General features: G+C 70.5%; 23 protein-coding genes and 2 pseudogenes. 13 read left to right on the top strand and 12 right to left on the bottom strand.

Annotated elements, in window-relative coordinates; translation table 11 throughout:
* Positions 1-20: 20 nt before the first annotated feature.
* Entirely contained in the window at positions 21-701 is a 681-nt protein-coding gene (locus IG78_RS0127600; RefSeq protein WP_030567910.1) for an ABC transporter permease, read from the bottom strand.
* Entirely contained in the window at positions 698-1,438 is a 741-nt protein-coding gene (locus IG78_RS0127595) for an ABC transporter permease (protein WP_030567909.1), read from the bottom strand. Before IG78_RS0127595 ends, IG78_RS0127600 begins: the two co-directional genes overlap by 4 nt.
* 175 nt (positions 1,439-1,613) lie before the next feature.
* Between IG78_RS0127595 and IG78_RS0127590 the strand changes: the two genes are divergently transcribed.
* A complete protein-coding gene (locus IG78_RS0127590) occupies positions 1,614-2,780 on the top strand; it encodes an ABC transporter ATP-binding protein (RefSeq protein WP_030567906.1) in 1,167 nt (388 codons plus the stop codon).
* A gap of 36 nt (positions 2,781-2,816) precedes the next feature.
* Here the strand turns inward: IG78_RS0127590 and IG78_RS0127585 are convergent, their stop codons facing one another.
* The gene (locus tag IG78_RS0127585; RefSeq protein WP_030567904.1) at positions 2,817-3,950 is read right to left on the bottom strand and encodes an alpha/beta hydrolase; all 1,134 of its coding nucleotides are present in this window, start codon (positions 3,948-3,950) and stop codon (positions 2,817-2,819) included.
* A gap of 249 nt (positions 3,951-4,199) precedes the next feature.
* On the opposite strand from IG78_RS0127585, the gene IG78_RS0127580 reads away from it, so the two are divergent.
* The 6 genes from IG78_RS0127580 to IG78_RS0127555 all read left to right on the top strand — a co-directional run bounded on the left by IG78_RS0127580 (position 4,200) and on the right by IG78_RS0127555 (position 9,365).
* Positions 4,200-6,026 (top strand): phosphatidylglycerol lysyltransferase domain-containing protein, encoded by a 1,827-nt coding sequence (locus IG78_RS0127580; RefSeq protein ID WP_030567903.1) that lies wholly within the window; start codon positions 4,200-4,202, stop codon positions 6,024-6,026.
* Positions 6,027-6,179: 153 nt separating this feature from the next.
* A complete protein-coding gene (gene folP / locus IG78_RS0127575; RefSeq protein WP_030567901.1) occupies positions 6,180-7,052 on the top strand; it encodes a dihydropteroate synthase in 873 nt (290 codons plus the stop codon).
* On the top strand, positions 7,049-7,636 hold the full coding sequence (locus IG78_RS0127570) for a nuclear transport factor 2 family protein (RefSeq protein ID WP_030567899.1): 588 nt from the start codon (positions 7,049-7,051) through the stop codon (positions 7,634-7,636). The genes folP and IG78_RS0127570 overlap by 4 nt, the downstream gene beginning before the upstream one ends.
* 197 nt (positions 7,637-7,833) lie before the next feature.
* Complete coding sequence (gene folB / locus IG78_RS0127565; RefSeq protein ID WP_030361050.1) at positions 7,834-8,193, top strand: dihydroneopterin aldolase; 360 nt, start codon at positions 7,834-7,836, stop codon at positions 8,191-8,193.
* Entirely contained in the window at positions 8,190-8,786 is a 597-nt protein-coding gene (gene folK / locus IG78_RS0127560; RefSeq protein ID WP_030567897.1) for a 2-amino-4-hydroxy-6-hydroxymethyldihydropteridine diphosphokinase, read from the top strand. Before folB ends, folK begins: the two co-directional genes overlap by 4 nt.
* Before the next feature lie 90 nt (positions 8,787-8,876).
* Positions 8,877-9,365 carry a DUF3180 domain-containing protein gene (locus IG78_RS0127555; RefSeq protein ID WP_030567894.1) on the top strand — a complete coding sequence of 163 codons (489 nt, stop codon included), beginning with the start codon at positions 8,877-8,879 and terminating at the stop codon, positions 9,363-9,365.
* Positions 9,366-9,696: 331 nt separating this feature from the next.
* Here the strand turns inward: IG78_RS0127555 and folE are convergent, their stop codons facing one another.
* The 6 genes from folE to dacB all read right to left on the bottom strand — a co-directional run bounded on the left by folE (position 9,697) and on the right by dacB (position 17,301).
* Positions 9,697-10,302: a GTP cyclohydrolase I FolE gene (gene folE, locus IG78_RS0127550; protein WP_030567892.1), complete on the bottom strand. Its 606-nt coding sequence runs from the start codon at positions 10,300-10,302 to the stop codon at positions 9,697-9,699.
* A 123-nt stretch (positions 10,303-10,425) separates the two neighbouring features.
* Positions 10,426-12,480 (bottom strand): ATP-dependent zinc metalloprotease FtsH, encoded by a 2,055-nt coding sequence (ftsH, locus tag IG78_RS0127545; RefSeq protein ID WP_030567890.1) that lies wholly within the window; start codon positions 12,478-12,480, stop codon positions 10,426-10,428.
* 195 nt (positions 12,481-12,675) lie between these two features.
* A complete protein-coding gene (gene hpt / locus IG78_RS0127540; protein ID WP_016643984.1) occupies positions 12,676-13,236 on the bottom strand; it encodes a hypoxanthine phosphoribosyltransferase in 561 nt (186 codons plus the stop codon).
* Positions 13,237-13,281: 45 nt separating this feature from the next.
* On the bottom strand, positions 13,282-14,385 hold the full coding sequence (tilS, locus tag IG78_RS0127535) for a tRNA lysidine(34) synthetase TilS (RefSeq protein WP_030567886.1): 1,104 nt from the start codon (positions 14,383-14,385) through the stop codon (positions 13,282-13,284).
* Positions 14,386-14,561: 176 nt separating this feature from the next.
* Positions 14,562-15,707 carry a zinc-dependent metalloprotease gene (locus IG78_RS0127530; RefSeq protein ID WP_030567884.1) on the bottom strand — a complete coding sequence of 382 codons (1,146 nt, stop codon included), beginning with the start codon at positions 15,705-15,707 and terminating at the stop codon, positions 14,562-14,564.
* A 79-nt stretch (positions 15,708-15,786) separates the two neighbouring features.
* A complete protein-coding gene (dacB, locus tag IG78_RS0127525; RefSeq protein ID WP_030567882.1) occupies positions 15,787-17,301 on the bottom strand; it encodes a D-alanyl-D-alanine carboxypeptidase/D-alanyl-D-alanine endopeptidase in 1,515 nt (504 codons plus the stop codon).
* An 85-nt stretch (positions 17,302-17,386) separates the two neighbouring features.
* Between dacB and IG78_RS0127520 the strand changes: the two genes are divergently transcribed.
* The gene (locus IG78_RS0127520; protein ID WP_030567880.1) at positions 17,387-17,878 is read left to right on the top strand and encodes an inorganic diphosphatase; all 492 of its coding nucleotides are present in this window, start codon (positions 17,387-17,389) and stop codon (positions 17,876-17,878) included.
* 163 nt (positions 17,879-18,041) lie between these two features.
* The gene (locus IG78_RS0127515) at positions 18,042-19,697 is read left to right on the top strand and encodes a threonine/serine exporter family protein (RefSeq protein ID WP_030567878.1); all 1,656 of its coding nucleotides are present in this window, start codon (positions 18,042-18,044) and stop codon (positions 19,695-19,697) included.
* Between the two features lie 25 nt (positions 19,698-19,722).
* Here IG78_RS0127515 and IG78_RS0127510 read toward each other — a convergent pair whose 3' ends face one another.
* Positions 19,723-20,970 (bottom strand): DedA family protein, encoded by a 1,248-nt coding sequence (locus tag IG78_RS0127510; RefSeq protein WP_030567876.1) that lies wholly within the window; start codon positions 20,968-20,970, stop codon positions 19,723-19,725.
* A 140-nt stretch (positions 20,971-21,110) separates the two neighbouring features.
* Positions 21,111-21,416, bottom strand: a pseudogene (locus IG78_RS42755) (MerR family transcriptional regulator); the annotation flags it as partial.
* 257 nt (positions 21,417-21,673) lie between these two features.
* On the opposite strand from IG78_RS42755, the gene IG78_RS0127500 reads away from it, so the two are divergent.
* From IG78_RS0127500 to IG78_RS0127475, 4 genes are all read left to right on the top strand, one after another.
* Positions 21,674-22,903, top strand: coding sequence for a helix-turn-helix domain-containing protein (locus IG78_RS0127500; RefSeq protein ID WP_030567872.1), 1,230 nt, complete (start codon positions 21,674-21,676; stop codon positions 22,901-22,903).
* 281 nt (positions 22,904-23,184) lie between these two features.
* Positions 23,185-23,400, top strand: coding sequence for a hypothetical protein (locus IG78_RS51660; RefSeq protein ID WP_225882245.1), 216 nt, complete (start codon positions 23,185-23,187; stop codon positions 23,398-23,400).
* 323 nt (positions 23,401-23,723) lie between these two features.
* Positions 23,724-24,194, top strand: coding sequence for a glycine-rich domain-containing protein (locus tag IG78_RS0127480; RefSeq protein WP_030567868.1), 471 nt, complete (start codon positions 23,724-23,726; stop codon positions 24,192-24,194).
* 205 nt (positions 24,195-24,399) lie between these two features.
* Positions 24,400-25,104 (top strand): phosphotransferase, encoded by a 705-nt coding sequence (locus IG78_RS0127475; RefSeq protein ID WP_157855883.1) that lies wholly within the window; start codon positions 24,400-24,402, stop codon positions 25,102-25,104.
* Between the two features lie 363 nt (positions 25,105-25,467).
* Here IG78_RS0127475 and IG78_RS0127470 read toward each other — a convergent pair.
* Positions 25,468-25,623 (bottom strand): annotated as a pseudogene (locus IG78_RS0127470) (MerR family transcriptional regulator); the annotation flags it as partial.
* Positions 25,624-25,635: the final 12 nt, after the last annotated feature.

The following is a 25,635-nucleotide window of genomic DNA, read 5'->3' as shown; positions in this document are numbered from 1 at the left end:
GTCGGGAAGGTCCGGCCGGCTCAGCCGCCCACCCGGGACCGCCCCCGCATCGGATCGAGGAGCCGCCCCGCGAGGACCAGGACGCCCTCCACGAACAGCGCGAGCAGTGCCACCAGGAAGGCGCCCGCGACGACCTGCGGGGTGTTCTGCAGGTTGAACCCGGCCGTGATGATCCGCCCGAGACCGCCCTCCCCGGCCATCGCGGCGAGCGTCGCCGTGGCCACCACCTGCACCGCGGCCGACCGGATCCCGGTCATGACCATCGGGTACGCGAGGGGCAGCTCGACCCGGGCGAAGAGCTGACGTCCGCTCATGCCCATGCCGCGCGCGGCCTCCACCACCGAGTGGTCCACCTCACGCATGCCGATGTAGGCGTTGGTGAGCAGCGGCGGCACGGCGAACAGGACGAGGGCGATCAGCGTGGGCATGTCCCCGTGCTCGCCGAGCGGGGTGAGCGTGAGCAGGATCAGGACGGCGAGCGTGGGCACCGCACGGCCGACGTTGGAGATGTTGACCGCGAGCGCGCCGCCCTTGCCGATGTGGCCGAGCAGCAGCGCGACGGGCAGCGCGATCAGGCAGGCCACGGCGAGGCACACACCGCTGAAGTACAGATGCTCGGCGAGACGGTGCCACACCCCCTTTTCGCCCTGCCAGTTGGCGGACGTGGTCAGCCAGTCATAGGCACCGGATATCGCGTTCATACGGGCTCAGCCACCTTGGCCACGCTGTTGGCCGCGCCCGCCTTGCGCGAGAAGCGGCCCGGTCGTATTCGATGGGCTCGCGTCCAGGGCGTGAGCAGCCGCTGGAGAGCGAGAAGCAGCAGGTCGGCGGCGATGGCGAGGACGACGCACAGCGCGGACGCGGTGAGCACCTGCGCCTTGAACTGGGTGTCGAGGCCGTCGAGGATCAGCGTGCCGAGGCCGCCGTAGTCGACGATCGCGCCGACGGTGGTGAGGGCCACGGTGGACACCGTCGTGATGCGCACACCGGCGAGCAGGGCGGGCAGCGCGAGCGGCAGTTCCACTTCCCACAGGAGCCGCAGCGGGCCGTACCCCATGCCTTTGGCGGCCTCTCTGGCGTCCTCGGGGACCGCCTGGAGGCCCGCGAGGATGTTGCGCACCAGGATCGTCAGCGAATACAGCACGAGGCCCGTGACGACCAAGGAGGCGGAAAGGCCGAAGAAGGGGAGCAGGAGCGAGAACATCGCGAGCGAGGGAATCGAGTACAACACCGTGGTCACGCCGAGGATGGGGGCGGCGAGGAAGCGCCAGCGCCGCGCGATCAGCGCGAGGGGCAGCGCGACCGCCACGCCTATCAGCACGGACGCGCCCGTGATCGCCACATGCTCCAGCGTCGCGTCGGTCAATTCCTGGCTGCGCGAGCGGATGTACTCGCCGCAGATCCAGTCGTTCGCCACCAGGCAGTCCCGCTTGCTCACCCGCCCCGCCTCCCCCGAAACCCCGTCGCCATGCAGACCCGGACACGTGCCGAAACCCACATGTCCATCTGACTGGCGACCCTAACCCCGAGCACTGACAATCTCCGAGACGCGGGGGCCCTCTTCGTGCGGGCGCAACACCGTCTTCACAGAACACGCGCCACAATGGGGAATCATGATCCGGTTCGAGAACGTGACCAAGCGGTACGCGGACGGTACGACAGCCGTCGACGACCTGTCCTTCGAGGTGGCGGAGGGTGAACTGGTCACGCTCGTGGGCCCGTCGGGCTGCGGCAAGACCACGACGATGAAAATGGTGAACCGGCTCATCGAGCCGACCGAGGGGCGGATATTCCTCGACGGCGAGGACATATCCGGAATCGACCCCGTCCAGCTCCGCCGCAGAATCGGCTATGTCATCCAGCAGATCGGCCTCTTCCCGCACAAAACGGTCCTGGACAACACCGCCACCGTCCCGCACCTGCTGGGCGTGAAGCGCGCGAAGGCCCGCGAGCGCGCCGCCGAACTCCTCGACCTCGTCGGCCTCGACCCCGCGACCTTCGGTGACCGCTATCCCGAGCAGCTCTCCGGCGGCCAGCGCCAACGCGTCGGCGTGGCCAGGGCGCTGGCGGCCGACCCGCCCGTCCTGCTGATGGACGAGCCGTTCGGAGCGGTCGACCCCGTGGTGCGCGAGCATCTGCAGAACGAGTTCCTCCGCTTGCAGCAGGCCGTTCGCAAGACCGTGCTGTTCGTCACACACGACATCGAGGAGGCAGTCCGCCTCGGTGACCGCATCGCCGTCTACGGACAGGGCCGCGTCGAGCAGTTCGACACCCCCTCCACCGTCCTCGGCGCGCCCGCCACCGAGTACGTCGCCGACTTCGTGGGCGCGGACCGGGGCCTTAAGCGGCTGTCCGTGACGCCCATCGAGGAGGGCGACCTGGAGCAGCCGCCGGTGGTCCACCTCGACGACCCGCTGCCCAAGGACCTCGAAGGGGCCGGCGCCCGCTGGGCCGTCGTCCTGGACGGCGAGAACAATCTGCACGGCTGGATCTCCGCCGAGCACGCGCGCGTGGGCACCGGCACGGTGCGCGAGCACGCCCGCCGCATGGAGGCGTGGCTGCCGGTCGGCGCCAGCCTGAAGCAGGCGTTCTCGACGATGCTCCAGCACGACGCGGGCTGGATCGCGGTCATCGACGAGCGCAGCGAGGGCCGCTTCCTCGGGGTCCTCACCCCGGCCCGGCTGCACGAGGCGCTGCGCCGCTCGACGGCGGCGGACGCGCGGGACATCGCGCGCGAGGACGTCGACCTGGAGACGGTGGCGTCGGTAGCCGGGGCGTGACAGCGCACGCCCCCGCCGGTCAGCCGCCCAAGGGGCTCAGCGCACGTCCGACCCGCCGGTCAGCCGCCCGCTCATCCACACCAAGGACGCCGGGATCTCACGCCGCCACGTGTTGAAGTTGTGGCCGCCGCTGGCGAGGGTGATCGACGAGACCCGGGTGGGGGACTTGACCTTCTCGATGAACTTCTTGGTGTCCTTGTAGTTGCCCTCGCCCTTCTTGCTGGTGGTCACAAGGAGGGAGGTCCTGGGCGGCGGCATGTGGTCGAGGTACCACAGCAGGTTCGCGCGCCGTTCCCGTTCCTTGTCGCCGTGGAACAGGTTGCCGGTCGTCACGTCCTGGGCGGCCTTGTAGTAGGCCGAGAGGCCGACGGCGGCGCCGTACGCGCGGGGGTGGTGCATGGCGACCTTCAGGGCGCAGTAGCCGCCCGTGGAGTCGCCGATGATGCCCCAACTGTCGGCCTTCTTGCCGACGCGGTAGTGGTCGCTGATGGCGCCGGGGAGGTCCTTGGCGAAGAACGTCTCGGACTGCGGGCCGCCGGGGATGTCCACGCACTCGGTGTCCCGGGGCGGCGCCACGGTGGGCCGCAGCATGACCAGGATCATCGGCTGCATCTTGCCGTCCTTGGCCTGCTTGTGGGCGGTCTGCGGGTAGTGCAGGCCCTTGATGAGCGCTTCGGCGGTGCCGGGGTAGCCGGTCAGGACGGCGGCCGCGGGGAAGGTGCGGTTCTTGTACTGCGGCTGGAAGTACTCGGGCGGCAGATACACGTACGCCGGGCTGGCGATCCTGGAGTTCCGGCCCTGGATGTCGATCTTCTGGATCTGGCCGCCGATCCGCGGGATGCCGCCTCCGGGTACGTCGACGGACTTGGTGTCGACGACGCGGACCGGGCCCTTCTCACCCTTCATGGCGTCGTGGTCGACGACCACGCCCTGCGACGTCTCCTGGCCGAAGAGGTCGGCCCAGGTGGCGTAGAAGCCGAATGCCTGGTTGGCCGCGAGGCCGACGGATGCGAAGATCGCGAGCTGTGTGGCGAGCAGCAGCCCGACTCGCCCGATGATCGCCTGCCAACTGCGGCGGGCGAGGCGCGGCCACAGCCAGACCGTGCCGATGAACAGCAGCACGGCCAGCGCTACGGCAAGTGCCAGCACCTTATTGCTCGTGAGACCCATGGGATGATCCTGCCTGCGCTTTCTGCCTGTCCGCCCTCAGGGGGTCGGCGCGGAGGGCGGAATCCATGGATACGACCCGAGCCGTACCTTTTCCGCCAGCTTTCCGCCGGTTTTCCGGAGGGGAGTGAACCCCTGTCCCCGAAGGACCGTCCTAGAGGGCGCAATATCACCGGTTGCCACCTTTGGTACCGGGGTCAAAGCTCTCTCGCAGAACTACGGGATGCGATGTCTGTCAGGATAGATGGCGAAATGTCGGGTGCGGTTCCAGGAGGCCAGGGCGGCGGCGACGGCCGGCTGCGCCGGATCCTGCGCGGCCCCCGCGCCGAGGCCGTCCCGGTCCTCGCCGCCAGAATCTGCGCCCTCGTGGGCCTTCTGAACATCGCCGCAGCCGTCTTCCCGCGCTTCCGGCGCAGCCGCCTGCACACCTTCGCCGAAGTCCTGCCGGGCGCGCTCGGACCCTTCGCCGCCGCCCTCGCGCTGAGCTGCGGCGTCCTGCTGCTCCTGCTCGCGCACGGCCTGCGGCGGCACAAGCGGCGCGCCTGGCGGGCCGCGGTGGTGCTGCTGCCTGCGGGCGCGGTCGCACAGTTCGCCTACCGCCACTCGTTCATCGGCGCCGCGATCTCGCTCGCGCTCCTCGCGCTGCTGCTGCGGCACCGCACCGAGTTCGCCGCACTGCCGGACCCGCGCAGCCGCTGGCGGGCACTGGCCAACTTCGTTCTCCTCGGAGCCGGTTCCATCGCGCTCGGCCTCGTCATCGTCAGCGTGCACCCGGACAAGGTCATCGGCGACCCTGGCCTCACCGACCGCCTCGCGCACGTCCTGTACGGCCTGTTCGGCTTCGAGGGGCCCGTCGGCTACACCGGCCGCACCTCCTGGACGGTCGGCGTCTCCCTCGGCGCCCTCGGCATGCTGACCGCGCTCACCACCGTCTACCTGGCCTTCCGCCCCGAGCACCCGGCCGCGCGCCTCACCCAGGACGACGAGAGCCGGCTGCGTGAGCTGCTCGCAAGGCACGGCGGGCGCGACTCCCTCGGCCACTTCGCGCTCCGCCGCGACAAGGGCGTCGTCTTCTCCCCCAGCGGCAAGGCCGCCGTCACCTACCGCGTGGTGTCCGGCGTGATGCTCGCGTCGGGCGACCCCATCGGCGACGTGGAGGCCTGGCCCGGCGCCATCGAGCGCTTCATGGACGAGGCCAAGGCGCACTCCTGGACCCCGGCCGTCATGGGCTGCTCCGAGACCGGCGGTGAGGTCTGGACCCGTGAGACCGGCCTCGACGCCCTGGAGCTGGGCGACGAGGCGGTGGTGGATGTCGCGGATTTCTCCCTGTCCGGGCGCGCGATGCGCAACGTGCGCCAGATGGTCAAGCGGATCGAGCGCAATGGCTACGAGACGCGCGTGCGGCGCATCCGTGACCTCGGGGAGAAGGAACTCGACCGCATCCAGCGCGCCGCCGAGGACTGGCGCGGCACCGACACCGAGCGCGGCTTCTCCATGGCGCTCGGCCGCATCGGCGACCCCGACGACGGCGACTGCCTGATCGCGACGGCCCACAAGGCCGACGAGAAGGCCGGTGCCTACGGCGACCTGAAGGCCGTACTGCACTTCGTGCCGTGGGGGCAGGACGGTGTCTCGCTCGACCTGATGCGCCGCGACAGGTCGGCCGACCCGGGCATGAACGAACTCCTCATCGTCGCCGCCCTGCAAGCCGCGCCGAAGCTCGGCATCACACGTGTGTCGCTGAACTTCGCGATGTTCCGCGCGGCGCTCGCCCGCGGCGAGAAGCTGGGCGCGGGCCCGGTCCTGCGCGCCTGGCGCGGGCTCCTGGTGTTCCTCTCGCGCTGGTTCCAGATCGAGTCGCTGTACAAGTTCAACGCGAAGTTCCGGCCGCGCTGGGAGCCCCGCTTCGTGGTCTACCGCTCCAGCCGCGACCTGCCGCGGATCGGTTTCGCCGCGATGCAGGCGGAGGGCTTCGTCACGCTCGCGCTGCCGCGATTCCTGCGCCGCGCCACCGCGCAGCGCCGTCCCTGCCCGCATCAGTCGGCGCACACCGCGGAGCGTGAGGTCCGCGCGGCGTAGCGGCGGCCCGCGCGGGCCTAGGCTTGAGGCATGAGTACGTTGCGCGGGGACAGCGAGGACGGGCTGCGTATCCCGGCCGGGGGCGGCGGCGGGCGACGCGGGGACGCCGGGGGCACTGTGGCGGGACTCCCCCGGTGGGACCGCTGTGCCGTCATGGGGGTCGTGAACGTGACCCCCGACTCGTTCTCCGACGGCGGGCGCTGGTTCGACACCACGGCCGCCGTCAAGCACGGCATCGACCTCGTCGCCCAGGGCGCCGACCTCGTCGACGTGGGCGGCGAGTCGACCCGGCCGGGCGCCGCGCGGGTGGACGAGGACGAGGAGCTGCGGCGCGTCGTCCCCGTCGTACACGGTCTCGCGGCCGAGGGTGTCACGGTCTCCGTGGACACCATGCGCGCCCGCGTGGCACAGGAGGCGCTCGCGGCGGGCGCCGTCCTCGTGAACGACGTCTCCGGGGGCCTCGCCGACCCCGGCATGGTGCCGGCCGTCGCGGCCGCGCAGGCCCCCTTCGTGGTCATGCACTGGCGCGGCTTCCTCACCGACATCCACGCCCGGCCTGTGTACGAGGACGTGGTCTCCGAAGTCGTCGACGAACTCCACGCGCGCGTGGAGGCGGCGGTCGCCGGGGGCATCGCCCCGGAGCGGATCGTCGTCGACCCGGGCCTCGGCTTCTCCAAGAACGCCGAGCACGACCTGGCACTGCTCGCCCGCCTCGACCGGCTCCGCACGCTCGGCCGCCCCGTCCTGGTCGCCGCGTCCCGCAAGAGGTTCCTTGGCCGGGTCCTCGCGGGCCCGCAGGGATCCCCGCCGCCCGCGCGCGAGCGGGACGCCGCGACGGCCGCGGTGTCCGCCCTCGCGGCGCACCAGGGCGCCTGGGCGGTGCGCGTGCACGAGGTACGGGCCACGGCGGACGCGGTACGGGTGGCGCAGGCCGTCACGGACGCCGCAACGCCCCGCCACGGGGGGAACAGCGGTGCCGACGACGGCGCCGGACCGGACGCTTCCGGGGAGGCTGGCACTCAGTGACGCGCGCGCAGACGGACGTCGAGCAGGTCGAGCTCGCCAACACCGCCTTCTACGAAGCGCTGGAGCGGGGGGACTTCGACGGCGTGTCGGACCTGTGGCTCGACGCCGCGGACCTCGACGACGCGGACACGTACAGCGGGACACCGGAGACGGGCGGCCCCGGCACGGTCCGCGAGAGCGGCCTGCCGGAGGCGGGCCCCGAGGGCGACGGCGAACCGGAATCGGCCTCGGAGGGGCCCGCCATCTCCTGCGTCCACCCCGGCTGGCCGGTGCTCACAGGCCGCGGCGAGGTCCTCAGGTCGTACGCGCTGATCATGGCCAACACCGAGTACATCCAGTTCTTCCTCACCGACCTGCGGGTCTGTGTGGCCGGCGACACCGCCCTGGTGACCTGCACGGAGAACATCCTCAGCGGCGGTCCCGCGCCCCAGGGCGGCGACGAGCTCGGCCCCCTCGTGGGGCAGCTCGTGGTCGCCACGAATGTGTTCCGCCGCACACCCGACGGCTGGAAGCTGTGGTCGCACCACGCGTCACCGGTGCTCGCCGAGACCGGTGACGACGAGGACGACGAGCCCTCTTCTTAGACGACGGGCCCACTACTCGGAGGTGTGGCCGAGGGCTCCTCAGTGGGTAGGGGCAACCGCAAGCCCGCGTGGGAGCGCCGTCCGGCAGCCCCGCGAGCGAACACTGTCGGTGCCCGCAGGTAGATTCGATCGAGGCCGGTGTGCCGACCGCACACGGCAGGACCGGCCCTTACCGACGACTGTCAGGAGTGATTCGCGTGGATCGTGTCGCGCTGCGTGGCCTGAAGGCCCGCGGGCACCACGGTGTGTACCCGCGGGAGCGCGAGGAGGGCCAGACCTTCATCGTGGACCTGGTCCTGGGCCTGGACACCCGTGCGGCCGCGGCCGACGACGACCTGGCGAAGACCGTGCACTACGGCATCGTGGCGGAGGAGGTCGTGGCCGTCGTCGAGGGGGAGCCGGTGAACCTCATCGAGACGCTCTCCGAGCGCATCGCCCAGGCCTGCCTGAAGCACGACGGAGTCCTGGAAGTCGAGGTCACGGTGCACAAACCGGACGCCCCGATCACCGTCCCGTTCGACGACGTGACCGTCACCATCACCCGGAGCCGCGTATGACCGCCCACAGCGACCCCACCGTCCAGCCGGTGCCCACGTCCGTCGTGGAGCAGGTGGACGCCGCCGACACGACGCTGTCCAACCCGCAGCGCGCCGTGATCTCCCTCGGGTCGAACCTGGGCAACCGCCTGGAGACCCTCCAGGGGGCCGTGGACGCCCTGGAGGACACTCCGGGCCTGCGGGTCAAGGCGGTCTCCCCGGTGTACGAGACGGAGCCCTGGGGCGTCGAGCCCGGTTCCCAGCCCGCCTACTTCAACGCCGTGGTGGTCGTGAGGACCACGCTCCCCCCGTCCTCGCTCCTGGAGCGGGCACAGGCCGTGGAGGAGGCCTTCCACCGCGTACGGGACGAGCGCTGGGGTCCGCGCACGATCGACGTGGACATCGTCGCGTACGCCGACGTGGTCTCGGACGACCCGGTGCTCACGCTGCCGCACCCGCGGGCGCACGAGCGGGCCTTCGTGCTCGCCCCGTGGCACGACGTCGAGCCGGAGGCGCAGCTCGCCGGGCACGGGCCCGTGGCCCAACTGCTCGACGACATCACCCGCGAGGGTGTCGCGGCGCGCGCCGATCTGGAACTCCGGCTGCCCGAGTAATCGTTAGGGTCCACAGGGACCACACAGCAGGCCAGGGACGCACCCGGCAGGCAAGCAGGCACGGACAGGGACTGAGGGGCGACCGCCGGAATGAAGCAACTGCGCGTGGGGATGCTGGCGGGCCTCTTCGGCGTCGCCGGAGTGCTGTCCTGGGCCGGGGCCCGGCTGTGGGACTCCGTGGGCACGCTGCCGCGCGTGCCACTCGCCGCGCCCATCGTCCTCGCCCTGATCGCCGTGGTCCTGCTCGCCACGGCGATCTCGCTGCGCGCCAGGCTGCGCGCCCAGCGTGAGCGGTGGCCGGGGGCGAAGGGCGTCGAGCCGCTGATGGCCGCCCGCGCCGTCGTCTTCGGCCAGGCCAGCGCGCTGGTCGCGGCCCTTGTCTGTGGGATGTACGGCGGCGTGGGCGTGTTCATGCTGGAGTTCCTGGACATCCCCGCCCGCCGCGACCAGGCGTACTACGCCGGCTTCTCGGTCCTGGCGGGCATCGGCGTCATAGCGGCCGCGTTCTTCCTGGAACGGGTCTGCAAACTCCCCGAGGACGGGGACGACGAACACGGCGGCACGGCCCCCGCAGCGTGACCCACCCCACCCCCCGGCCACTGCCCCCGCCCTGAGCCATCCCAGCCAGCACCCAGCCCACTCAGCACCCAGGCCCGTCCGGCGCAGCAAATCCAGCCGCTCCGGCGCTTCAGGACAGGCGCGAAGCGCGAAGATCCCGCCGGTCCGACACGTGAAGACAAGCGCGCACCAAATCAAGCCGGTCCGGCGCTTGAGGACAAGCGCGCAGCGCGGGAATCAAGCCCGTCCGGCGCTTGAGGACAAGCGCACAGCGCGGAGATCAAGCCGGTCCGGCGCTTGAGGACGAGCGCGCAGCGCGACACCCCCCGTCACCGCCCAGCGCAAGCGCCCCTCACCGCGCCATGATCAAGCTCATAGCCTCATTCCGCGTGGCCGCGTCCCGCAACTGCCCACGGACCGCGGACGTGATGGTCTTGGCGCCCGGCTTACGAATACCGCGCATCGACATGCACATGTGCTCGCACTCCACCACGACGATCACTCCGCGCGGCTCCAGGATCTCCATCAGGGAGTCGGCGATCTGCGTCGTCATCCGCTCCTGTACCTGCGGGCGCCGGGCGTAGACGTCCACAAGCCGGGCAAGCTTCGACAGGCCGGTGATCTTGCCGGTGGTGGCCGGGATGTAGCCGACGTGCGCCACCCCTCTGAAGGGCACCAGATGATGCTCACAGCACGATGTGACCTCGATGTCCTTCACCAGGACCATCTCGTCGTGCCCCAGGTCGAACGTCGTCGTCAGAACGTCCTCGGGCTTCTGCCACAGACCGGCGAATATCTCGCGGTACGACCGCGCCACCCGCCCCGGCGTCTCCCGCAGGCCCTCGCGGTCCGGGTCCTCACCGACCGCGATGAGCAGCTCGCGCACGGCGTTCTCGGCCCGCTTCTCGTCGAACTCGCCGATGGAGCCTTCGCCGTCCAGCGTCACGGGGTCGGTCATCTGTGCCTCGTTCCTGGTTCCTGTTTCATGCGGACGGCGGAAAAGAGCCGCGCCCCCCAGGCTAGAACCTGGGGGGCGCGGCATCCATTCCGGGCCTGGTGAGGCGCCCGGGGCGGGCGGGAGTCAGCTCTCGGGGCGGTCCTCCGGAGCCACCTCGATGCCCTGGGTCTCACCCGTACCAGCCGTACCGGCCGTACCGCTCGAACCGGCGGTCACCGCGGGGGTGGCGCCGTTCGCACCGTTCGTCAGCGAGAGCTCCTTCGGCGAGAGCACCGGCGGGCGCGTCGACGGCGTACGCCGCGTGGAGCCCGTCCAGGCCGGCCGAGCCGGACGCTTGACGATGGGGGCGAAGATCTCCGCGATCTCCTCCTTGTTCAGCGTCTCCCTCTCCAGGAGCTGCAGGACCAGGTTGTCGAGAACGTCGCGGTTCTCGACCAGGATCTCCCAGGCCTCGTTGTGCGCGGTCTCGATGAGCTTCTTGACCTCTTCGTCGACCAGCGCCGCGACCTCTTCGGAGTAGTCCCTCTGGTGGCCCATCTCGCGGCCGAGGAACGGCTCGGTGTTGTCGCCGCCGAACTTGATCGCGCCGAGACGCTCGGTCATGCCGTACTGCGTGACCATCGCGCGAGCGGTGGCCGTGGCCTTCTCGATGTCGTTGGCGGCACCGGTGGTCGGGTCGTGGAAGACCAGTTCCTCGGCCGCGCGCCCGCCCAGCATGTACGCGAGCTGGTCGAGCATCTCGTTGCGCGTGGTCGAGTACTTGTCCTCGTCCGGCAGGACCATGGTGTACCCGAGGGCACGTCCGCGCGACAAGATCGTGATCTTGTGGACCGGGTCCGCGTTGGGGGAGGCCGCCGCGACCAGGGCGTGACCGCCCTCGTGATACGCGGTGATCTTCTTTTCCTTGTCGGACATGATCCGGGTCCGCTTCTGCGGGCCCGCCACGACGCGGTCGATGGCCTCGTCCAGCATGTGGTTGTCGATCAGCTTCTGGTTGCCGCGCGCGGTGAGCAGGGCGGCCTCGTTGAGGACGTTGCTCAGGTCCGCGCCGGTGAAGCCCGGCGTGCGCCGCGCGACGGCGCCCAGGTCGACGTCCGGAGCGACCGGCTTGCCCTTCTGGTGAACCTTGAGGATCTCCAGACGGCCCAGCATGTCCGGGCGGTCGACGGCGATCTGCCGGTCGAAACGTCCGGGGCGCAGGAGGGCCGGGTCGAGGATGTCGGGCCGGTTCGTGGCGGCGATCAGGATGACGCCGCCCTTCACGTCGAAGCCGTCCATCTCGACGAGGAGCTGGTTGAGCGTCTGCTCGCGCTCGTCGTGACCGCCGCCGAGGCCGGCGCCGCGGTGGCGGCCGACCGCGTCGATCTCGTCGACGAAGACGATCGCCGGGGCGTTCGCCTTGGCCTGCTCGAAGAGGTCACGCACACGGGAGGCACCGACACCGACGAACATCTCGACGAAGTCGGAACCCGAGATGGAGTAGAACGGCACGCCCGCCTCGCCCGCGACTGCGCGCGCGAGGAGCGTCTTGCCCGTTCCGGGCGGGCCGTACAGCAGCACGCCCTTGGGAATCTTGGCGCCGACGGCCTGGAACTTCGCCGGCTCCTGGAGGAACTCCTTGATCTCGTGGAGTTCCTCGACCGCTTCGTCGGAACCCGCGACGTCGCTGAACGTCGTCTTCGGGGTGTCCTTGGTGATGAGCTTCGCCTTGGACTTGCCGAAGTTCATGACCCGGCTGCCGCCGCCCTGCATCTGATTCATCAGGAACAGGAAGACGACGACGATGAGAACAAAGGGGAGGAGGGACAGCAGGATGCCGACGAAGGGGTTCTGCTTCGACGGGGAGACGGTGTAACCGTCCGGGATCTGCTTGTCCTCGTATTTGGCCTGCAGCATCTTGGCGACTTCGACGCCCTGGTCGCCGATGTAGCTCGCCTGGATCTTGCTGCTGCCCTTGACCTTCTGGCCGTCCTTGAGCTCCACCTTGATGGTGTGATCGTCACCGGTCGTGAGCTTGGCCGATTCGACCTTGTTGTCGTCGATGGCCTGCACGACCTGGCCGGTGTCCACCGTCTTGTAGCCGCCGGACGAACCGACGACCTGCATCAACACGACCACGGCAAGGACGGCCAGCACGATCCACATGACTGGCCCACGGAAGTATCGCTTCACGTCCATCCACACGGAGCGATGGCGCTCCGTACCTCCTGCCATAGTGAGTTTGATAAAGACTGTTCTTCGGACGGTACCCCAGCATTGTGACCCGAAGCCGCACGGGACGGCTGCCTGTACCGCCTTCGCATGCTCCAACGGCGGGAAACGGCTGAGGGTTCCCGGGCGTCTTACGCCGCCCGGGCCGCCCGGCGCAAGTCGTCAGCCGCCGTAGACGTGCGGGGCGAGGGTGCCGACGAACGGCAGGTTGCGGTACTTCTCCGCGTAGTCCAGGCCGTACCCGACGACGAACTCGTTCGGAATGTCGAAGCCGACCCACTCCACGTCGATGGCAACCTTCGCCGCTTCGGGCTTGCGCAGGAGCGTGCACACCTTGAGGGACGCGGGCTCGCGCGAGCCGAGGTTGGAGAGCAGCCACGACAGCGTCAGGCCCGAGTCGATGATGTCCTCGACGATCAGGACGTGGCGTCCCTTGATGTCGGTGTCGAGGTCCTTGAGGATGCGGACCACGCCGGAGGACTGGGTGCCGGCGCCGTACGAGGACACCGCCATCCAGTCCATCGTGAGCGGCGTGGACAGCGCGCGCGCCAGGTCCGCCATGACCATCACGGCGCCCTTCAGCACGCCGACGATCAGCAGGTCCTTGCCCGCGTACTCCGCGTCGATCTTCGCGGCCAGCTCAGCCAGCTTCGCGTCGATCTCTTCCTTGGTGATGAGCACCGACTGAAGGTCGGTGCCCATGTCTTTCGCGTCCACCCGCATCACTTTCGGTCGTCCCACCGGCCGGTCGGGAAAAACGGTCCCGGGTCAGCCTTGCCGGATGACCAGTCTGCCACCCTGCCGCTGTGCGACGACTTTGCCCGGGAGATTGATGGCGCCCTGGCCCCGCCAGCCCGTGATCAACCGGTCCACCTCTTCGATGTGCCGGGCGAACAGCGCGCCCGCGGGGGCGCCCGCCTCGATGGCCGCGCGGCGCACGATGCGGCGGCGCACCGCGGGCGGCAGCGCGAACAGCTTGGCGCACTCGAGCACGCCCGTGGCGTCCCGCACCGACGACTCGGCCTGCGCGGCCCAGGCGTCGAGCGCGTCGGCGTCGTCGCGGGAGAGCTGCGCGGTGCGCGCGAGGGCTTCCACGACGCCTTTGCCGAGCGCCTTCTCCAGAGCGGGCAGGCCTTCGTGCCGCAGACGGGAGCGGGTGTAGGCCGGGTCCGCGTTGTGCGGGTCGTCCCAGACGGGCAGCGACTGGACCATGCACGCCTTGCGGGCGGTCTGGCGGTCGAGGTGCAGGAAGGGTCTGCGGTAACGGCCGCCGGCCCCCGAGACCGCGGCCATGCCGGAGAGCGAGCGGATGCCGGAGCCGCGGGCGAGCCCGAGCAGCACCGTCTCGGCCTGGTCGTCGCGGGTGTGGCCGAGCAGCACGGCGACGGCGCCGTGGCGTTCGGCCGCCTCGTCGAGGGCGGCGTAGCGCGCGTCGCGGGCGGCGGCCTCGGGGCCGCCGTCGCGGCCGACGTGCACCACCAGGGACTCGATGGGGTCGAGGCCGAGCGCGGTCATCCGCGTGACGACCTCGGCGGCGCGCAGGTCGGAGCCGGGCTGAAGGCCGTGGTCGACGGTCACCGCGCCCGCGCGGATGCCGAGCTTGGGGGCCTCGAACGCGAGTGCCGACGCGAGCGCCATGGAGTCGGCGCCGCCGGAGCACGCCACGAGCACGAGCGGCGGGGGCGGCTCGTGCGCGAAGCCCTGGGGGGTCAGGGGCTCCAGGGGGGTCTGCTGAGGGGGATGGGGGTTGCCGTGAGGGCGCGCGGAGCGCGACGGGGTGAGCTCGCGGTGCGCGGCGGTGTCGGTCAGTACGTCGTGGAGCACGCGGCGGACCGCCAGGCGTATCGCCGCGACCGCAGGATGGGGACCCATTCCGGTTGGTTCCCTTCATGAAGTTCGGGGGGTGAGCCTCGGATCAGTCACTCAGAGTGTGTCGATGGTGACAGAGCCGAGCCATTACCCGAGCATCGCACGCCCACCCACAGCTCACGGTCCCTCGGACGGGTGATTGCGGAGGCGTTCTTCTGCCGTCGGCCGCATCGGTTCGCTCAGTCCGCCCTGTGGTGCATCCGTGCGACCCAGTCCGCCGGTTTGGCGATCTCGGCCTTGGTGGGCAGCGTGTTCGGGGAGGTCCACACGCGGTTGAAGCCGTCCATGCCGACCTCGTCCACGACCGCTCGTACGAACCGCTCGCCGTCGCGGTACTGCCGCAGCTTCGCGTCCAGGCCGAGGAGTTTGCGCAGCGCCTGGTCGAGGCGGCCCGCGCCGCGCCTGCGGCGCTCCTTGAACTTCTCCCGGATCTCGGTGACGGACGGCACGACATCGGGTCCGACACCGTCCATGACGTAGTCCGCGTGGCCTTCGAGCAGGGACATGACGGCGGTCAGGCGGGCCAGGATCTCGCGCTGCGCCGGGGTCTGGACGATCTCCACGAAGGAGCGGCCGCCGTCGGCCGCACCGGTCCTGCCGTCCTCGTACTCCGCGCCGTCGGAGCGGCCGCCCGCCAGCGACTGGGCCGCCTCCCTGATGCGCTCCAGGACCGTCATCGGGTCGACGTCGGTCTCGCTGAGGAAGGCCTGGATCTCGCCCTCCAGGTGGTCGCGCAGCCACGGCACGGACGAGAACTGGGTGCGGTGGGTCTCCTCGTGCAGGCACACCCAGAGCCTGAAGTCGTGCGGGTCCACGTCGAGTTCGCGCTCCACGTGGACGATGTTGGGCGCCACGAGCAGGAGCCTGCCGCCGCCGTTGGCGCCGGCCGGGAGCTCGCGGGTGGCGGGGGCGAAGGTCTCGTACTGGCCGAGGACGCGGGAGGCCAGGAAGGAGAGCAGCATGCCGAGCTCGACGCCCGTCACCTTGCCGCCGACCGCGCCGAGCACGGCGCCGCCGGGGCCGCCGCCGCGGCGGTCCTGCATCTTCTCCAGGAGCGGCTTGAGCACCTCCCGGAAGCCCGCGACGTTGGCGCGCACCCAGCCCGCGCGGTCCACCACCAGGACGGGGGTGTCGTGGGTGTCCTCCGTACCCATACGGGTGAACGAACGGACGTGTCCCTCCGAGGACTTGGCGTGTTTGCGCAGCTCGGCGACCACCGCGCGGGCCTCGTCCCTGCTGACCTCCGGGCCCGGCCGCACGAGCCGGGTCGCGGTCGCCACCGCGAGGTTCCAGTCGACCATCTCCGCACCACCGAGGCTCGTCATGCCGTCAACCGTACGTGGTCGGCCGGGCCCGCGTCCGGGGTTGGGGGCGCCGTGGGTCCGGCCCGCGCGGGACGGGGCGCTACGACCCGCGGACCGCGAGGGCCGTGGCCATGGCGTCAAGGGTGGACTGGGCGCCCTGGGGGTCCGTCGTGCCGTTGGTCATGAAGGCGAAGACCAGGAGACGTCCGTTCGCGTCGACCACGGTGCCGGCGAGGCTGTTCACGCCGGTGAGGGTGCCGGTCTTGGCGCGTACGAGACCGGTGCCCGCGGACGCGTCCGGGTAACGGCCGACCAGGGTGCCGGTGAATCCGGCGACCGGCAGGCCGGTGACCACGGGGCGCAGCTCCGGGTGACCGGGCCCGGCGGCCCGCTTCAGGAGGGCGGCCAGGAGCTTCGCGCTGAGCCGGTCGTCCCGGTCGAGGCCGCTGCCGTCGTCGAACACGGCTCCGTCGAGCGGCAGGCCGAGCTTGCCGAGCCGGGCCCGCACCGCCCGCGAGGCCCCCTCGAAGCTCGCGGGCTCCCCGGCGGCCACGGCGGTCTCGCGCGCCAGGGCCTCGGCGATGTCGTTGTCGCTGTGCGTCAGCATCCGCTCGACCAGGGCGGCGAGGGGCTGGGACCGGGTGCTCGCCAGGTGCTCGGCGTCCGCGCCCGCCTTGCGGGGGCCGGGGTCGGCCTCGATGCCGATGCCGCGTTCGCGCAGCAGGTTGGCGAAGTTCCGCGCGGCGTCGCCCGCGGGCTCGGCGGTGCGCGGCGCGGTCCCCGACGAGGATGTGTCGAGGCGGCCCTCGTCGGCCATGAGGGCGCTGACGGGGGCGATGTTCTCGTTGGGGCCGATGGGGTGCTGCGGCGGTCCTGAGTAGCGGGACGTGTCGTAGGAAAGGGTGACGTCCTGGTCGGCGCCGCGCTTCTTGAGGGCTTCGGCGGTGTCGTCGGCGAGATCGCGCAGGCTCGCGGACTCGGTCACGTAGCGGCCCTCGCCGCGGGCGGTCAGCGTGGGGTCGCCGCCGCCGACGAGGACGACGTCGCGGGATCCCGGCTCGACGACGGTTTTCGTGGTCAGCCGGTGGTTGGGGCCGAGGGCGGACAGGGCGGCGACCGCGGTGGCGATCTTCGTGGTGGACGCGGGGGTCAGCTCCCGCCCCGCCCCCTTGCCGTACACGCGCTTGCCGGAGACCACGTCCACGACCACCGCGGAGCGCTCGGGCCCCAGCTTCGCGTCGTCCATGAGCGGGTCGAGGACGGCGGTGAGGGACTTGGTGCCCGTCCCGTCGGCGGTACGGGCGGAACGGGAGAGTCCGGCGAGCACGGCGGGGGCGCTCGGCACCGAGTCCGACGCCTCGCGGCCCGGCGCCCCGGCGTGATCTCCGCCACCCCCGGCTTCCCGGGAAGCCGCGAGGTCCCGCTCGGCCGTACGCTGACCGGAGGAGTCCCAGGGGCCGGCCGCGGCGATCGCCACGGCCGCGACGACGAGGCCGACAGCGGCCGAGACGGCCGTGAGCTGCCAGGTCCTGAGTTTCGCGGGCGGCTTGACGGCAAGCCGCCTCAGAAACTGCAGCAGCCGCCGAAACTGCTGCCCAGGCTTGCGCTCGTCCACGACGACCTGCCCCTTTCGCGATCACACATCTGCGTGAGGGACACTTAACCACCCGAAGTATGTGCTGATCATGGAGGAGCCACCCGTGGAGTTCGACGTCACCATCGAGATTCCGAAGGGTTCGCGGAACAAGTACGAGGTCGACCACGAGACCGGCCGTATCCGCCTGGACCGTCGACTCTTCACGTCCACCAGCTACCCGGCGGACTACGGCTTCGTCGAGAACACCCTCGGTGAGGACGGCGACCCGCTGGACGCCCTGGTCATCCTGGACGAGCCGACCTTCCCCGGCTGCCTCATCAAGTGCCGCGCGATCGGCATGTTCCGGATGACGGACGAGGCCGGCGGCGACGACAAGCTGCTGTGCGTCCCCGCCTCCGACCCGCGTGTGGAGCACCTGCGCGACATCCACCACGTGTCCGAGTTCGACCGCCTGGAGATCCAGCACTTCTTCGAGGTCTACAAGGACCTGGAGCCCGGCAAGTCCGTCGAGGGCGCCGACTGGGTCGGCCGCACCGACGCCGAGGCCGAGATCGAGGCCTCGTACAAGCGCTTCGAGGCGCAGGGCGGCCACTGAGCCCCCGCGAGCCGCAGCCGACGGGCCGCGTGACCTCCCCGGGTCACGCGGCCCGTCCGCGTCTGCGCCATGGATGCGGACGCATACCTACGTACGTCGTGCGCATACTGACGTACGTAGGGCGCGCAACGACACGTACGCACATAGGAGCGAGGCATCACCGGTGGCTGAACCGGAGGAGGAAGACCGCAAGCCGCAGTCGGACGAGGCGCACAGCGCCTTCGCCCCGGTGGGCGGCGTCGACCAGACGGCCGAGGCCGAGGAAGACCATCCGTCCTCCGAGTTCACGATCCCGACGGGCCTCAGGATCCCGCAGGTGCCCGAGGACAACGAGTCGTCGGCGTTCACCCCGCCGCAGACCTACGACGCCCGGCAGCAGCCGCCCGCCTTCACGCCGCCCGGCGGGGTGCCCATCGTCCGGCTGACGAAGGAGGCGCCCTGGCAGGACCGGATGCGTACGATGCTGCGCACCCCGGTGGCCGAGCGCCCGGCACCGGAGCCGACGCAGAAGCGGGAGGACGACGAGGGGCGCGCCGTACCGCGCGTCCTGGACCTGACGCTGCGCATCGGGGAGCTGCTCCTGGCCGGCGGCGAGGGCGCGGAGGACGTGGAGGCGGCGATGTTCGCCGTCACGCACTCCTACGGCCTCGACCGCTGCGAGCCGAACGTCACGTTCACGCTGATCGCCATCTCGTACCAGCCGTCCCTTGTCGACGACCCGGTGACGGCGTCGCGGACGGTCCGCCGCCGCGGCACGGACTACACGCGTCTCGCGGCCGTCTACCAGCTCGTGGACGACATCAGCTCCGAGGACGTCGAGGTCTCCCTGGAGGAGGCCTACCGGCGCCTCGCCGAGGTGCGCCGCAACCGGCACCCCTACCCGGGCTGGGCCCTGACGGCCGCGGCCGGGCTGCTCGCCGGTTCGGCGTCCGTCCTCGTCGGCGGTGACGTGCTCGTGTTCGTCGCGGCCGCCCTTGGCGCGATGCTGGGCGACCGGCTCGCGTGGCTGTGCGCCGGGCGCGGTCTGCCGGAGTTCTACCAGTTCGTGGTCGCGGCGATGCCGCCCGCCGCCATGGGCGTGGCGATCAGTCTGCTCGACATGCCGGACGTGAAGGCGTCCGCGGTGATCACCGGTGGGCTGTTCGCGCTGATTCCGGGGCGGGCGCTCGTCGCGGGCGTCCAGGACGGTCTGACCGGCTACTACATCACCGCGGCCGCCCGGCTCCTGGAAGTCGGGTATCTGATCGTCGGCATCGTCTGCGGCGTCCTGATGGTGCTCTATCTCGGCGTGACCCTCGACGCGGGCCTCAACCCGGAGACGTCGATCCACACCAGCGACCGGCCCTGGATCCAGATCGCCGCGTCCATGGCACTGAGCCTCGCCTTCGCGATCCTGCTTCAGCAGGAACGTTCAACCGTGCTGCTCGTCACCCTGAACGGCGGGGTCGCCTGGGTGGTCTACGGTGCGCTCGCGCGGGCCGGGGACATCTCGCCGGTGGCGGCCACGGCGGTCGCGGCAGGGCTCGTGGGCCTGTTCGGGCAGTTGCTCTCGCGCTACCGGTTCGCTTCCGCGCTGCCGTTCGTGACGGCGGCGATCGGGCCGCTGCTTCCCGGTAGCGCGACGTACTTCGGACTTCTTGAGATCGCCCGCAACAACCTGAACCCGGGCCTCGCCTCGCTCTCCAAGGCGGCGGCGCTCGCCCTGGCCATCGCGATCGGCGTGAACCTCGGCGGGGAGCTGTCCCGTCTCTTCCTCAAGGCCCCGGCGGCGCAGGACCAGCGGGGGCGCCGCGCGGCCAAGCGGACGCGCGGCTTCTAACCCGTACGGCTCGGTACGGCTCCGGTCAGTACCTGTTCTGGTTGTGCTGCTCGGAGTCGTCGGGGGCCGGGGGCTGCCGCCGCAGGTACTGGGTCTGGTGGTCCGGGGCCTCGTGATCCGGGGTCTGGTGGTCCGGGGCCTGGTGGGGGTCCGGGTACAGGGGCTGCTGTCCCAGGAACTGGGTCTGCTGGTCGGGGTACTGGCCCTGCTCGTCCGGGTGCTGGGGCTGCTGCGCCTGGTACTGACCGCCGCCGTACTGCTGCTGCTGGCCGCCGTACTGCTGATCGCCGCCGTACTGCTGCTGGTCGTTTCCGTACGGCTGCTGGCCGCCGTACTGCCCTTGGTACTGCTGGTTGCCGTACTGGCTCTGGTACTGCTGGTTGCCGTACTGCCCCTGGTTCTGCTGGTCGCCGTACTGCCCCTGGTTCTGCTGGTCGCCGTACTGACCGCCCTGGTACTGCTGCCCACCCGGGTACTGGGGCTGGTGGGGGTGCTGGGGCTGGCCCTCGTACTGCTGGGAGTAGCCGCCCTGGTACGGGTACTGCGGCTCCTGGGTCCGGTACTGCTGACCGTCCGCGGAGTCGTCCTCCTGGGCCGAGGCCTGGGAGGCCTGGCCCGCGGAGGTCTGGTCCGGGGACTGGGCGGCCCCCTTCTTGCCCTTGCCTCGGGCCCGCAGGAACTCGATGATGATCGGCACCACCGAGATCAGGACGATCAGGATCAGGATCGCCTCGATGTTCTTGTGGACGAACTCGTGCTTGCCGAGCCAGGCGCCGAGCAGCGTGACGCCCGCGCCCCACAGGACGCCGCCGATGATGTTGAACGTGATGAACGAGCGGTACCGCATGCCGCTGACGCCCGCGATGATCGGCGTGAACGTCCGCACGATCGGCACGAAGCGGGCCAGGACCAGGGACTTCGGGCCGTGCTTCTCGAAGAACTCATGGGCCTTGACCACGTTCTCCTGCTTGAAGAGCTTGGAGTCCGGGCGGTTGAACAGGGAGGGTCCGACCTTCTTGCCGAAGAGATATCCGGCCTGGTCACCGGCGATCGCGGCGATGCAGATCAGGATGCAGGTCAGCCACAGCGGGGTGTCCAGCTTGTTCGTCGTGATCAGCAGGCCGGTGGTGAACAGGAGCGAGTCACCGGGCAGGAAGAAGCCGATGAGCAGGCCCGACTCGGCGAAGACGATCAGGAGCAGGCCCCAGAGGCCGAACTGGTTCAGCAGGTAGTCCGGATCTAGCCAGCTTGGTCCGAGCGCAAGCGTCGTCACGGTTCCGGGCTCCTGTGGGTGTGAGGAAGTGCGGCGGGCTTCGGGGGCGGCCGTGCGATGTGATGACAGCGGTCGCCGCCCCAAGTTACCAACGCCAGGTGACACGGACAGGTTCCAGGGCAAGTCCTGACCTCGGGCCCCCTGGTCCCCTGGTCCTTATAGCCCCAGGCGGTGCGGCGCTGCGACTCCGCGTACGCCTCCGTGTCGCCCCAGCGGCGCTCCACCTCCTCGGCGTGCTGGTCCGGGTCGAAGTCCCCGAACACCTCGAACTTCTCCTCGGGGGTGAGGTTGATGCCCATGCGTTGCGCCTCCATGGCGGTCTCGACGGCCGTGACCATCTGCTGGAGCTTGACGATGCGGGCGGACAGCAGCTCGTGCTGGCGGCGCAGATGCGCGCGCGGGTCCGCGTCCGGGTCGTCGAGCAGGGTCGCGACCTCGTCGAGGGGGACGTTTTCCGGGCCCTTCCCGGTCCTTGTGCCCTGAGTGTGCCCTCGGGGCACAAGAGCGTGCCCGTGGCTTTCATGGGTGCACCACGCCGACGGCCCCGCCCGGGTCTCGGCCGAGCGAGAGAGAGCGCGACAGCCCCTGCGGCCCACACAGGGATGGGTACCGTTCTGAATGGACAGGCCCGAACGGATGGAGCCCTGATGCCCTGCCGACCGCATGAGCCCAGCAGCCCCGCCGCAGTCTTGGGGGTGAGCTGATGCTGGAGGAAGCCGAAGAGATCGGCCGTCGCGTACGCCGGGCGCGCCTGCGCCTCGGGATGCCGCAGGCGGACCTCGCCGCAGCCCTGGGGAAGAGTCAGGGGTGGGTGTCCAAGATGGAGTGCGGGCAGATCGAGATAGACCGCGTGGGGCTGCTCAACGCGATTGCCGCCGAGCTGCACGTACATCCCAACGACCTGATCGGACGGCCGTACACGAGCAGCCCGAGCGAGAATCAGTGGCAGGTCGCCGCGTCCTCGATCATGAGAGAGCTGCGGCGCTATGACCTCACCCCCGTATATGACGGCACGCCGCGCCCGTCGGCCGCCTTGTGGCGCGAGATGACGCGGTTGCACCGCTTGCGGGACGCAGCGGCGAACGTCGCGATCCTGCGCGTCCTGCCCGATCTGCTGCGCGAGACCCGCGCGCTCGCCGAGGTCGCTACGGGTCACGAGCGCGAAGAGGCGTACGCGGTGTACGCGGTGTGCTGCAAGTTCGCCCACACCGCCGCGCACGCGCTCGGACATCCCGAGCTGATCGCCATGGCTTGCGAGCGGGCCGCGTGGTCCGCCCGGCTGTCCGGCGACGCGGTGATGCCCGCCGTAGCCGACTGGATGCGCGTGTGGGACATGTGGGCCACCGCCGATTGGTCCGACGCGCTGAGCCTGTCGGACCGGGCGCTCAACAGCGTGCAGGACGGTTATGACAGCGGCGAACCGCTCGCGGTGCGCGCCTGGGGATCACTACAGCTACGCGCTGCGGTCTCTGCCGCACGTGGGAACCGCGTAGCCGAAGCCGAGGAACGGATCGGGCATGCCCGCGCCGCCGCCGACCGCATGGGCGAGCGCCAAGGGCCACCGGTCTACGACCGTCATTCGCTGACGTTCTCCCAGGGCAACGTACAGATTCACGCGATCAGCGTCGCCCTGGAGACGGGCGAGCAGACCAAGGCGCTCGCCATAAACCGCCGCACCAGTCCCGCGTTGGTCGCCGCTCTGCCCAACTCCCGCCAGGGGCACCACCACATGGACCTCGCCCGGGCGTGGTTGTGGGACGGCAGCCGGGACAAGGCGCTCGTCGAACTGGAGAGGGCCGAGCGGATCGCTCCGCAGCTCGTACGCAACCACCCCATCGCCCGCGCGACGCTCCGGAGCATCGTCTACGCCGAGCGCGCCGCCACGCGCGAGAAGCTGCGCCGCATGTCCGATCGCTTCCACCTGGACGGATGAGGGTCATATTCCTCGCCCTCATATTGAGCCCCTGACGTCCTCCTAGCGTCGATGGCATGACGCCACGACCAGCACCTCATCTCCCTTCCCAGGGCGGAGAGTTAGGCACAGCGGCCCCCTTCCACCCACAGCTCGGAGACCTCGCCCGAGACACCGCCCGAGACGGCAGGGTCGGTGTCGTCGTCGCCCTGCCCGGCGAGGGGCGGCGGACCTACCACCTGCGCCCGCCGGGCGGCGGTGACGATTGGTCCGCCCCCGCCGACGGCACGACTCTGCGGCCGGTGCCTGCTCAGGTCACCCACATCACGCCGATACGGCGGGACGCGGTCTACGACCCTCGTGCGCAACAAGGCTCCCTGCCTGTGCAAGTTCACTTCGAGGACGGCGGGGCAAGTGAGACGACGCTCATCCTCACCCCTGATCAGATGGAGGTCTGCGCCTGTCAGATCGGGCGCATCATCGATCAGCGCAACGCGAAGCGCGAGGCAGTGTCGTGAACGCGCGCCACGCGTCCGCAGTCGTACCGCTTCGCTGTGACCCTTTGGGGCGCGTCCTGGGGTGGCTGTGGGCCCTGGGGATGGCCGCAGGATTCTCCTGCCTCGGCTTCCTCATCAGCGACAGCCTCGACGGCCAGGACGCGGCAGGCCCCGCGCACTCCGTGCCCGACTCGCCGTCCATCTGACGGCATAGAACTCCCCGCCCGCCGAGTGACCGGACAGCCCCCGGCGGGCGGGGTCATACCGCGGACCGTGGCGGAGCGCCCGGCCGCGGTCGCTACCACCCACGCCCGTTGCACCACCGACTCAAGGAGGCAAGGAACATGACCACCATCCAAGAGCGCGCAACGATCGACGCGCGGAGGCTGATCAGCGCCGAGCTGCGATCAACCCTTTCCGCCAACATGCGCGGCAGGTTCCCCCAACTGACCGAGGAGAAGGCAGACCGCGGAGTTGGGCAGATGCTCGCATTCGTAGCGGCGAGCGCCCGCAGCGACAAGCCGCTCAGCCCTTCGCCCCTGGTGGATGACTTCTGGCACGCCTTCCTGCTCCACACCAAGGCGTATCAGGACTTCTGCGAGCAGACGTTCGGCTCGTTCGTGCACCACCAACCGGGTTTCCTCGACAAGGACGAGCACGGCGGGGGCAAGACGCTGCGCGAGCGAACCGTGGACGCGATCACGCTCGCCGGGTACGAACTCGACATGGAGTTCTGGCCTGAGCTGGACCTCGCGGAGTGCTCGCAATGCCACGCGAATTGCAGCGACAGCCTGAACAGCCCCAAGAAGGTCTGACGCTCGACGCTTTCCCCGTGCCGGTCTCCGGTCTGTGCCACTCTGTGGCCGGGCCGGGGACCGGTCTCCGTTTGTCCGACGCGACCGAAGGGGGGAACGCGGGGTGGAGCGCATCTCATGGCATGACCTACCGGCTGCCGTACAGCGTGTCGTCGAGCGCCACGCGGGACAGGTACAGCGGGCCGAGACGGCCAGCCACGGGGTGATGTCCCGCCTCGCCTGCACGGTGCATGCCCGCTCGGGGCGCCTGTTCGTCAAGGGCACGCAGCTCGATGACCCGTCGGCGTGGGTGTACCGGCACGAGGCGCAGGTGACGCGGCACGCTCCGCTCGCCCCTCGACTGCTGTGGGAAGTCGAGGCGGATGGGTGGCTGCTCGTCGGATACGAGTACGTCGACGGCCGACACTCGGACCTTGCCCCTGGTTCGCCTGACGTCGGCTCCCTCGTCCGCACGCTCACCGCCGTGTCCGAGGTGCCATGGCCTGAGACCTTGCGGAAGAAGCCGCTTCACACACGGTGGGCCGACTTCCTGCCCGACGGCGTTCCGACCGGGCTGCAAGGACGCTCCCTGAGCCATACGGACATGTCCCCGCTGAACATGCTGATCTCTGCCGACGGCCGTCTGCGCCTCTTGGACTGGGCACTTGCCTGTCCTGCGCCCGCGTGGGCCGACACGGCGTTCGCCGTGCTGCGCCTCATCTCGTCCGGCCACTCGCCGGAGCAGGCCGAGGCCGTCGCCCGACAGGTGCCCGCGTACCGTCATGCCGACCCGTCCGATGTCGGCACGTTCGCGCACGCCGTACTTGTCGCGTGGGAAAGCATGGAGCGCACAGACCCACTACCGCACCGAGCCGCGCTCACGACTGCCGCGCGGTCATGGGCCACCTATCGCGGGCCGATCAAGGCATGAGGAGTGGACGGGCCGTTCCTCGCGCGCGCGTGAGGGGCATAGCGACCGGTCGCGGGGCTCGCCTCCCCTCGCGCGCGGGAAGGGGAAGAACCGGTTACCTGAGCCGTCCCGCGATGGATTCGGCGCGATTGCCAGTGGGGCGCGGTACGCGCGCGCCCGCGCGCGAGACACAACCTCAGAAGCGGCTCGGGCACTCGAAGCCGCCCATCACGCTCGACACGTACACGCACCTTTGGCCCAACCAGGAGGACACCACGCGGGACGCCGTCGAGGCCGTTCTCGGCTCCGGTGTGCCCTCAAAGTGCCCTCAGCCCCTGGCGGGTGGCGTATATACGCAGGTCAGGACCATAAGTCAGCGGTAGGGACCTGCTGCAGCCGGTCCAGGTCCCCGTCGCCGTAGCGGCGGTGGCCCGCGTGGCTGCGGTCGCTCGGTGCGAGCAGGCCGATCTCGTCGTAGTGGTGCAGGGTGCGCACCGTGATCCCGGCGAAGCCGGCGACCTGTCCCACGGAGTAGCTCATGGCTCTTCCGCC

This window comes from Streptomyces aureocirculatus (assembly GCF_000720475.1).
Lineage (GTDB): Bacteria > Actinomycetota > Actinomycetes > Streptomycetales > Streptomycetaceae > Streptomyces > Streptomyces aureocirculatus.
The sequence above is the reverse complement of the archived record's forward strand: the minus strand, read 5'-3'. Positions and strand labels throughout refer to the sequence as shown.

What these genes read in the sequence shown, in the direction of transcription:
- folK (WP_030567897.1), top strand. Translation starts at nt 8,190, where the DNA reads ATGACCGCCCACAGCGACCCCACCGTCCAGCCGGTGCCCACGTCCGTC.
- IG78_RS0127475 (WP_157855883.1), top strand. Translation starts at nt 24,400, where the DNA reads ATGTCCCGCCTCGCCTGCACGGTGCATGCCCGCTCGGGGCGCCTGTTC.
- IG78_RS0127500 (WP_030567872.1), top strand. Translation starts at nt 21,674, where the DNA reads ATGCTGGAGGAAGCCGAAGAGATCGGCCGTCGCGTACGCCGGGCGCGC.
- IG78_RS0127580 (WP_030567903.1), top strand. Translation starts at nt 4,200, where the DNA reads ATGTCGGGTGCGGTTCCAGGAGGCCAGGGCGGCGGCGACGGCCGGCTG.
- folE (WP_030567892.1), bottom strand. Translation starts at nt 10,302, where the DNA reads ATGACCGACCCCGTGACGCTGGACGGCGAAGGCTCCATCGGCGAGTTC.
- ftsH (WP_030567890.1), bottom strand. Translation starts at nt 12,480, where the DNA reads ATGGACGTGAAGCGATACTTCCGTGGGCCAGTCATGTGGATCGTGCTG.
- hpt (WP_016643984.1), bottom strand. Translation starts at nt 13,236, where the DNA reads ATGCGGGTGGACGCGAAAGACATGGGCACCGACCTTCAGTCGGTGCTC.
- folP (WP_030567901.1), top strand. Translation starts at nt 6,180, where the DNA reads ATGGGGGTCGTGAACGTGACCCCCGACTCGTTCTCCGACGGCGGGCGC.
- IG78_RS0127585 (WP_030567904.1), bottom strand. Translation starts at nt 3,950, where the DNA reads ATGGGTCTCACGAGCAATAAGGTGCTGGCACTTGCCGTAGCGCTGGCC.
- IG78_RS0127555 (WP_030567894.1), top strand. Translation starts at nt 8,877, where the DNA reads ATGAAGCAACTGCGCGTGGGGATGCTGGCGGGCCTCTTCGGCGTCGCC.
- IG78_RS0127530 (WP_030567884.1), bottom strand. Translation starts at nt 15,707, where the DNA reads ATGACGAGCCTCGGTGGTGCGGAGATGGTCGACTGGAACCTCGCGGTG.
- tilS (WP_030567886.1), bottom strand. Translation starts at nt 14,385, where the DNA reads ATGGGTCCCCATCCTGCGGTCGCGGCGATACGCCTGGCGGTCCGCCGC.
- IG78_RS0127480 (WP_030567868.1), top strand. Translation starts at nt 23,724, where the DNA reads ATGACCACCATCCAAGAGCGCGCAACGATCGACGCGCGGAGGCTGATC.
- IG78_RS0127600 (WP_030567910.1), bottom strand. Translation starts at nt 701, where the DNA reads ATGAACGCGATATCCGGTGCCTATGACTGGCTGACCACGTCCGCCAAC.
- IG78_RS0127590 (WP_030567906.1), top strand. Translation starts at nt 1,614, where the DNA reads ATGATCCGGTTCGAGAACGTGACCAAGCGGTACGCGGACGGTACGACA.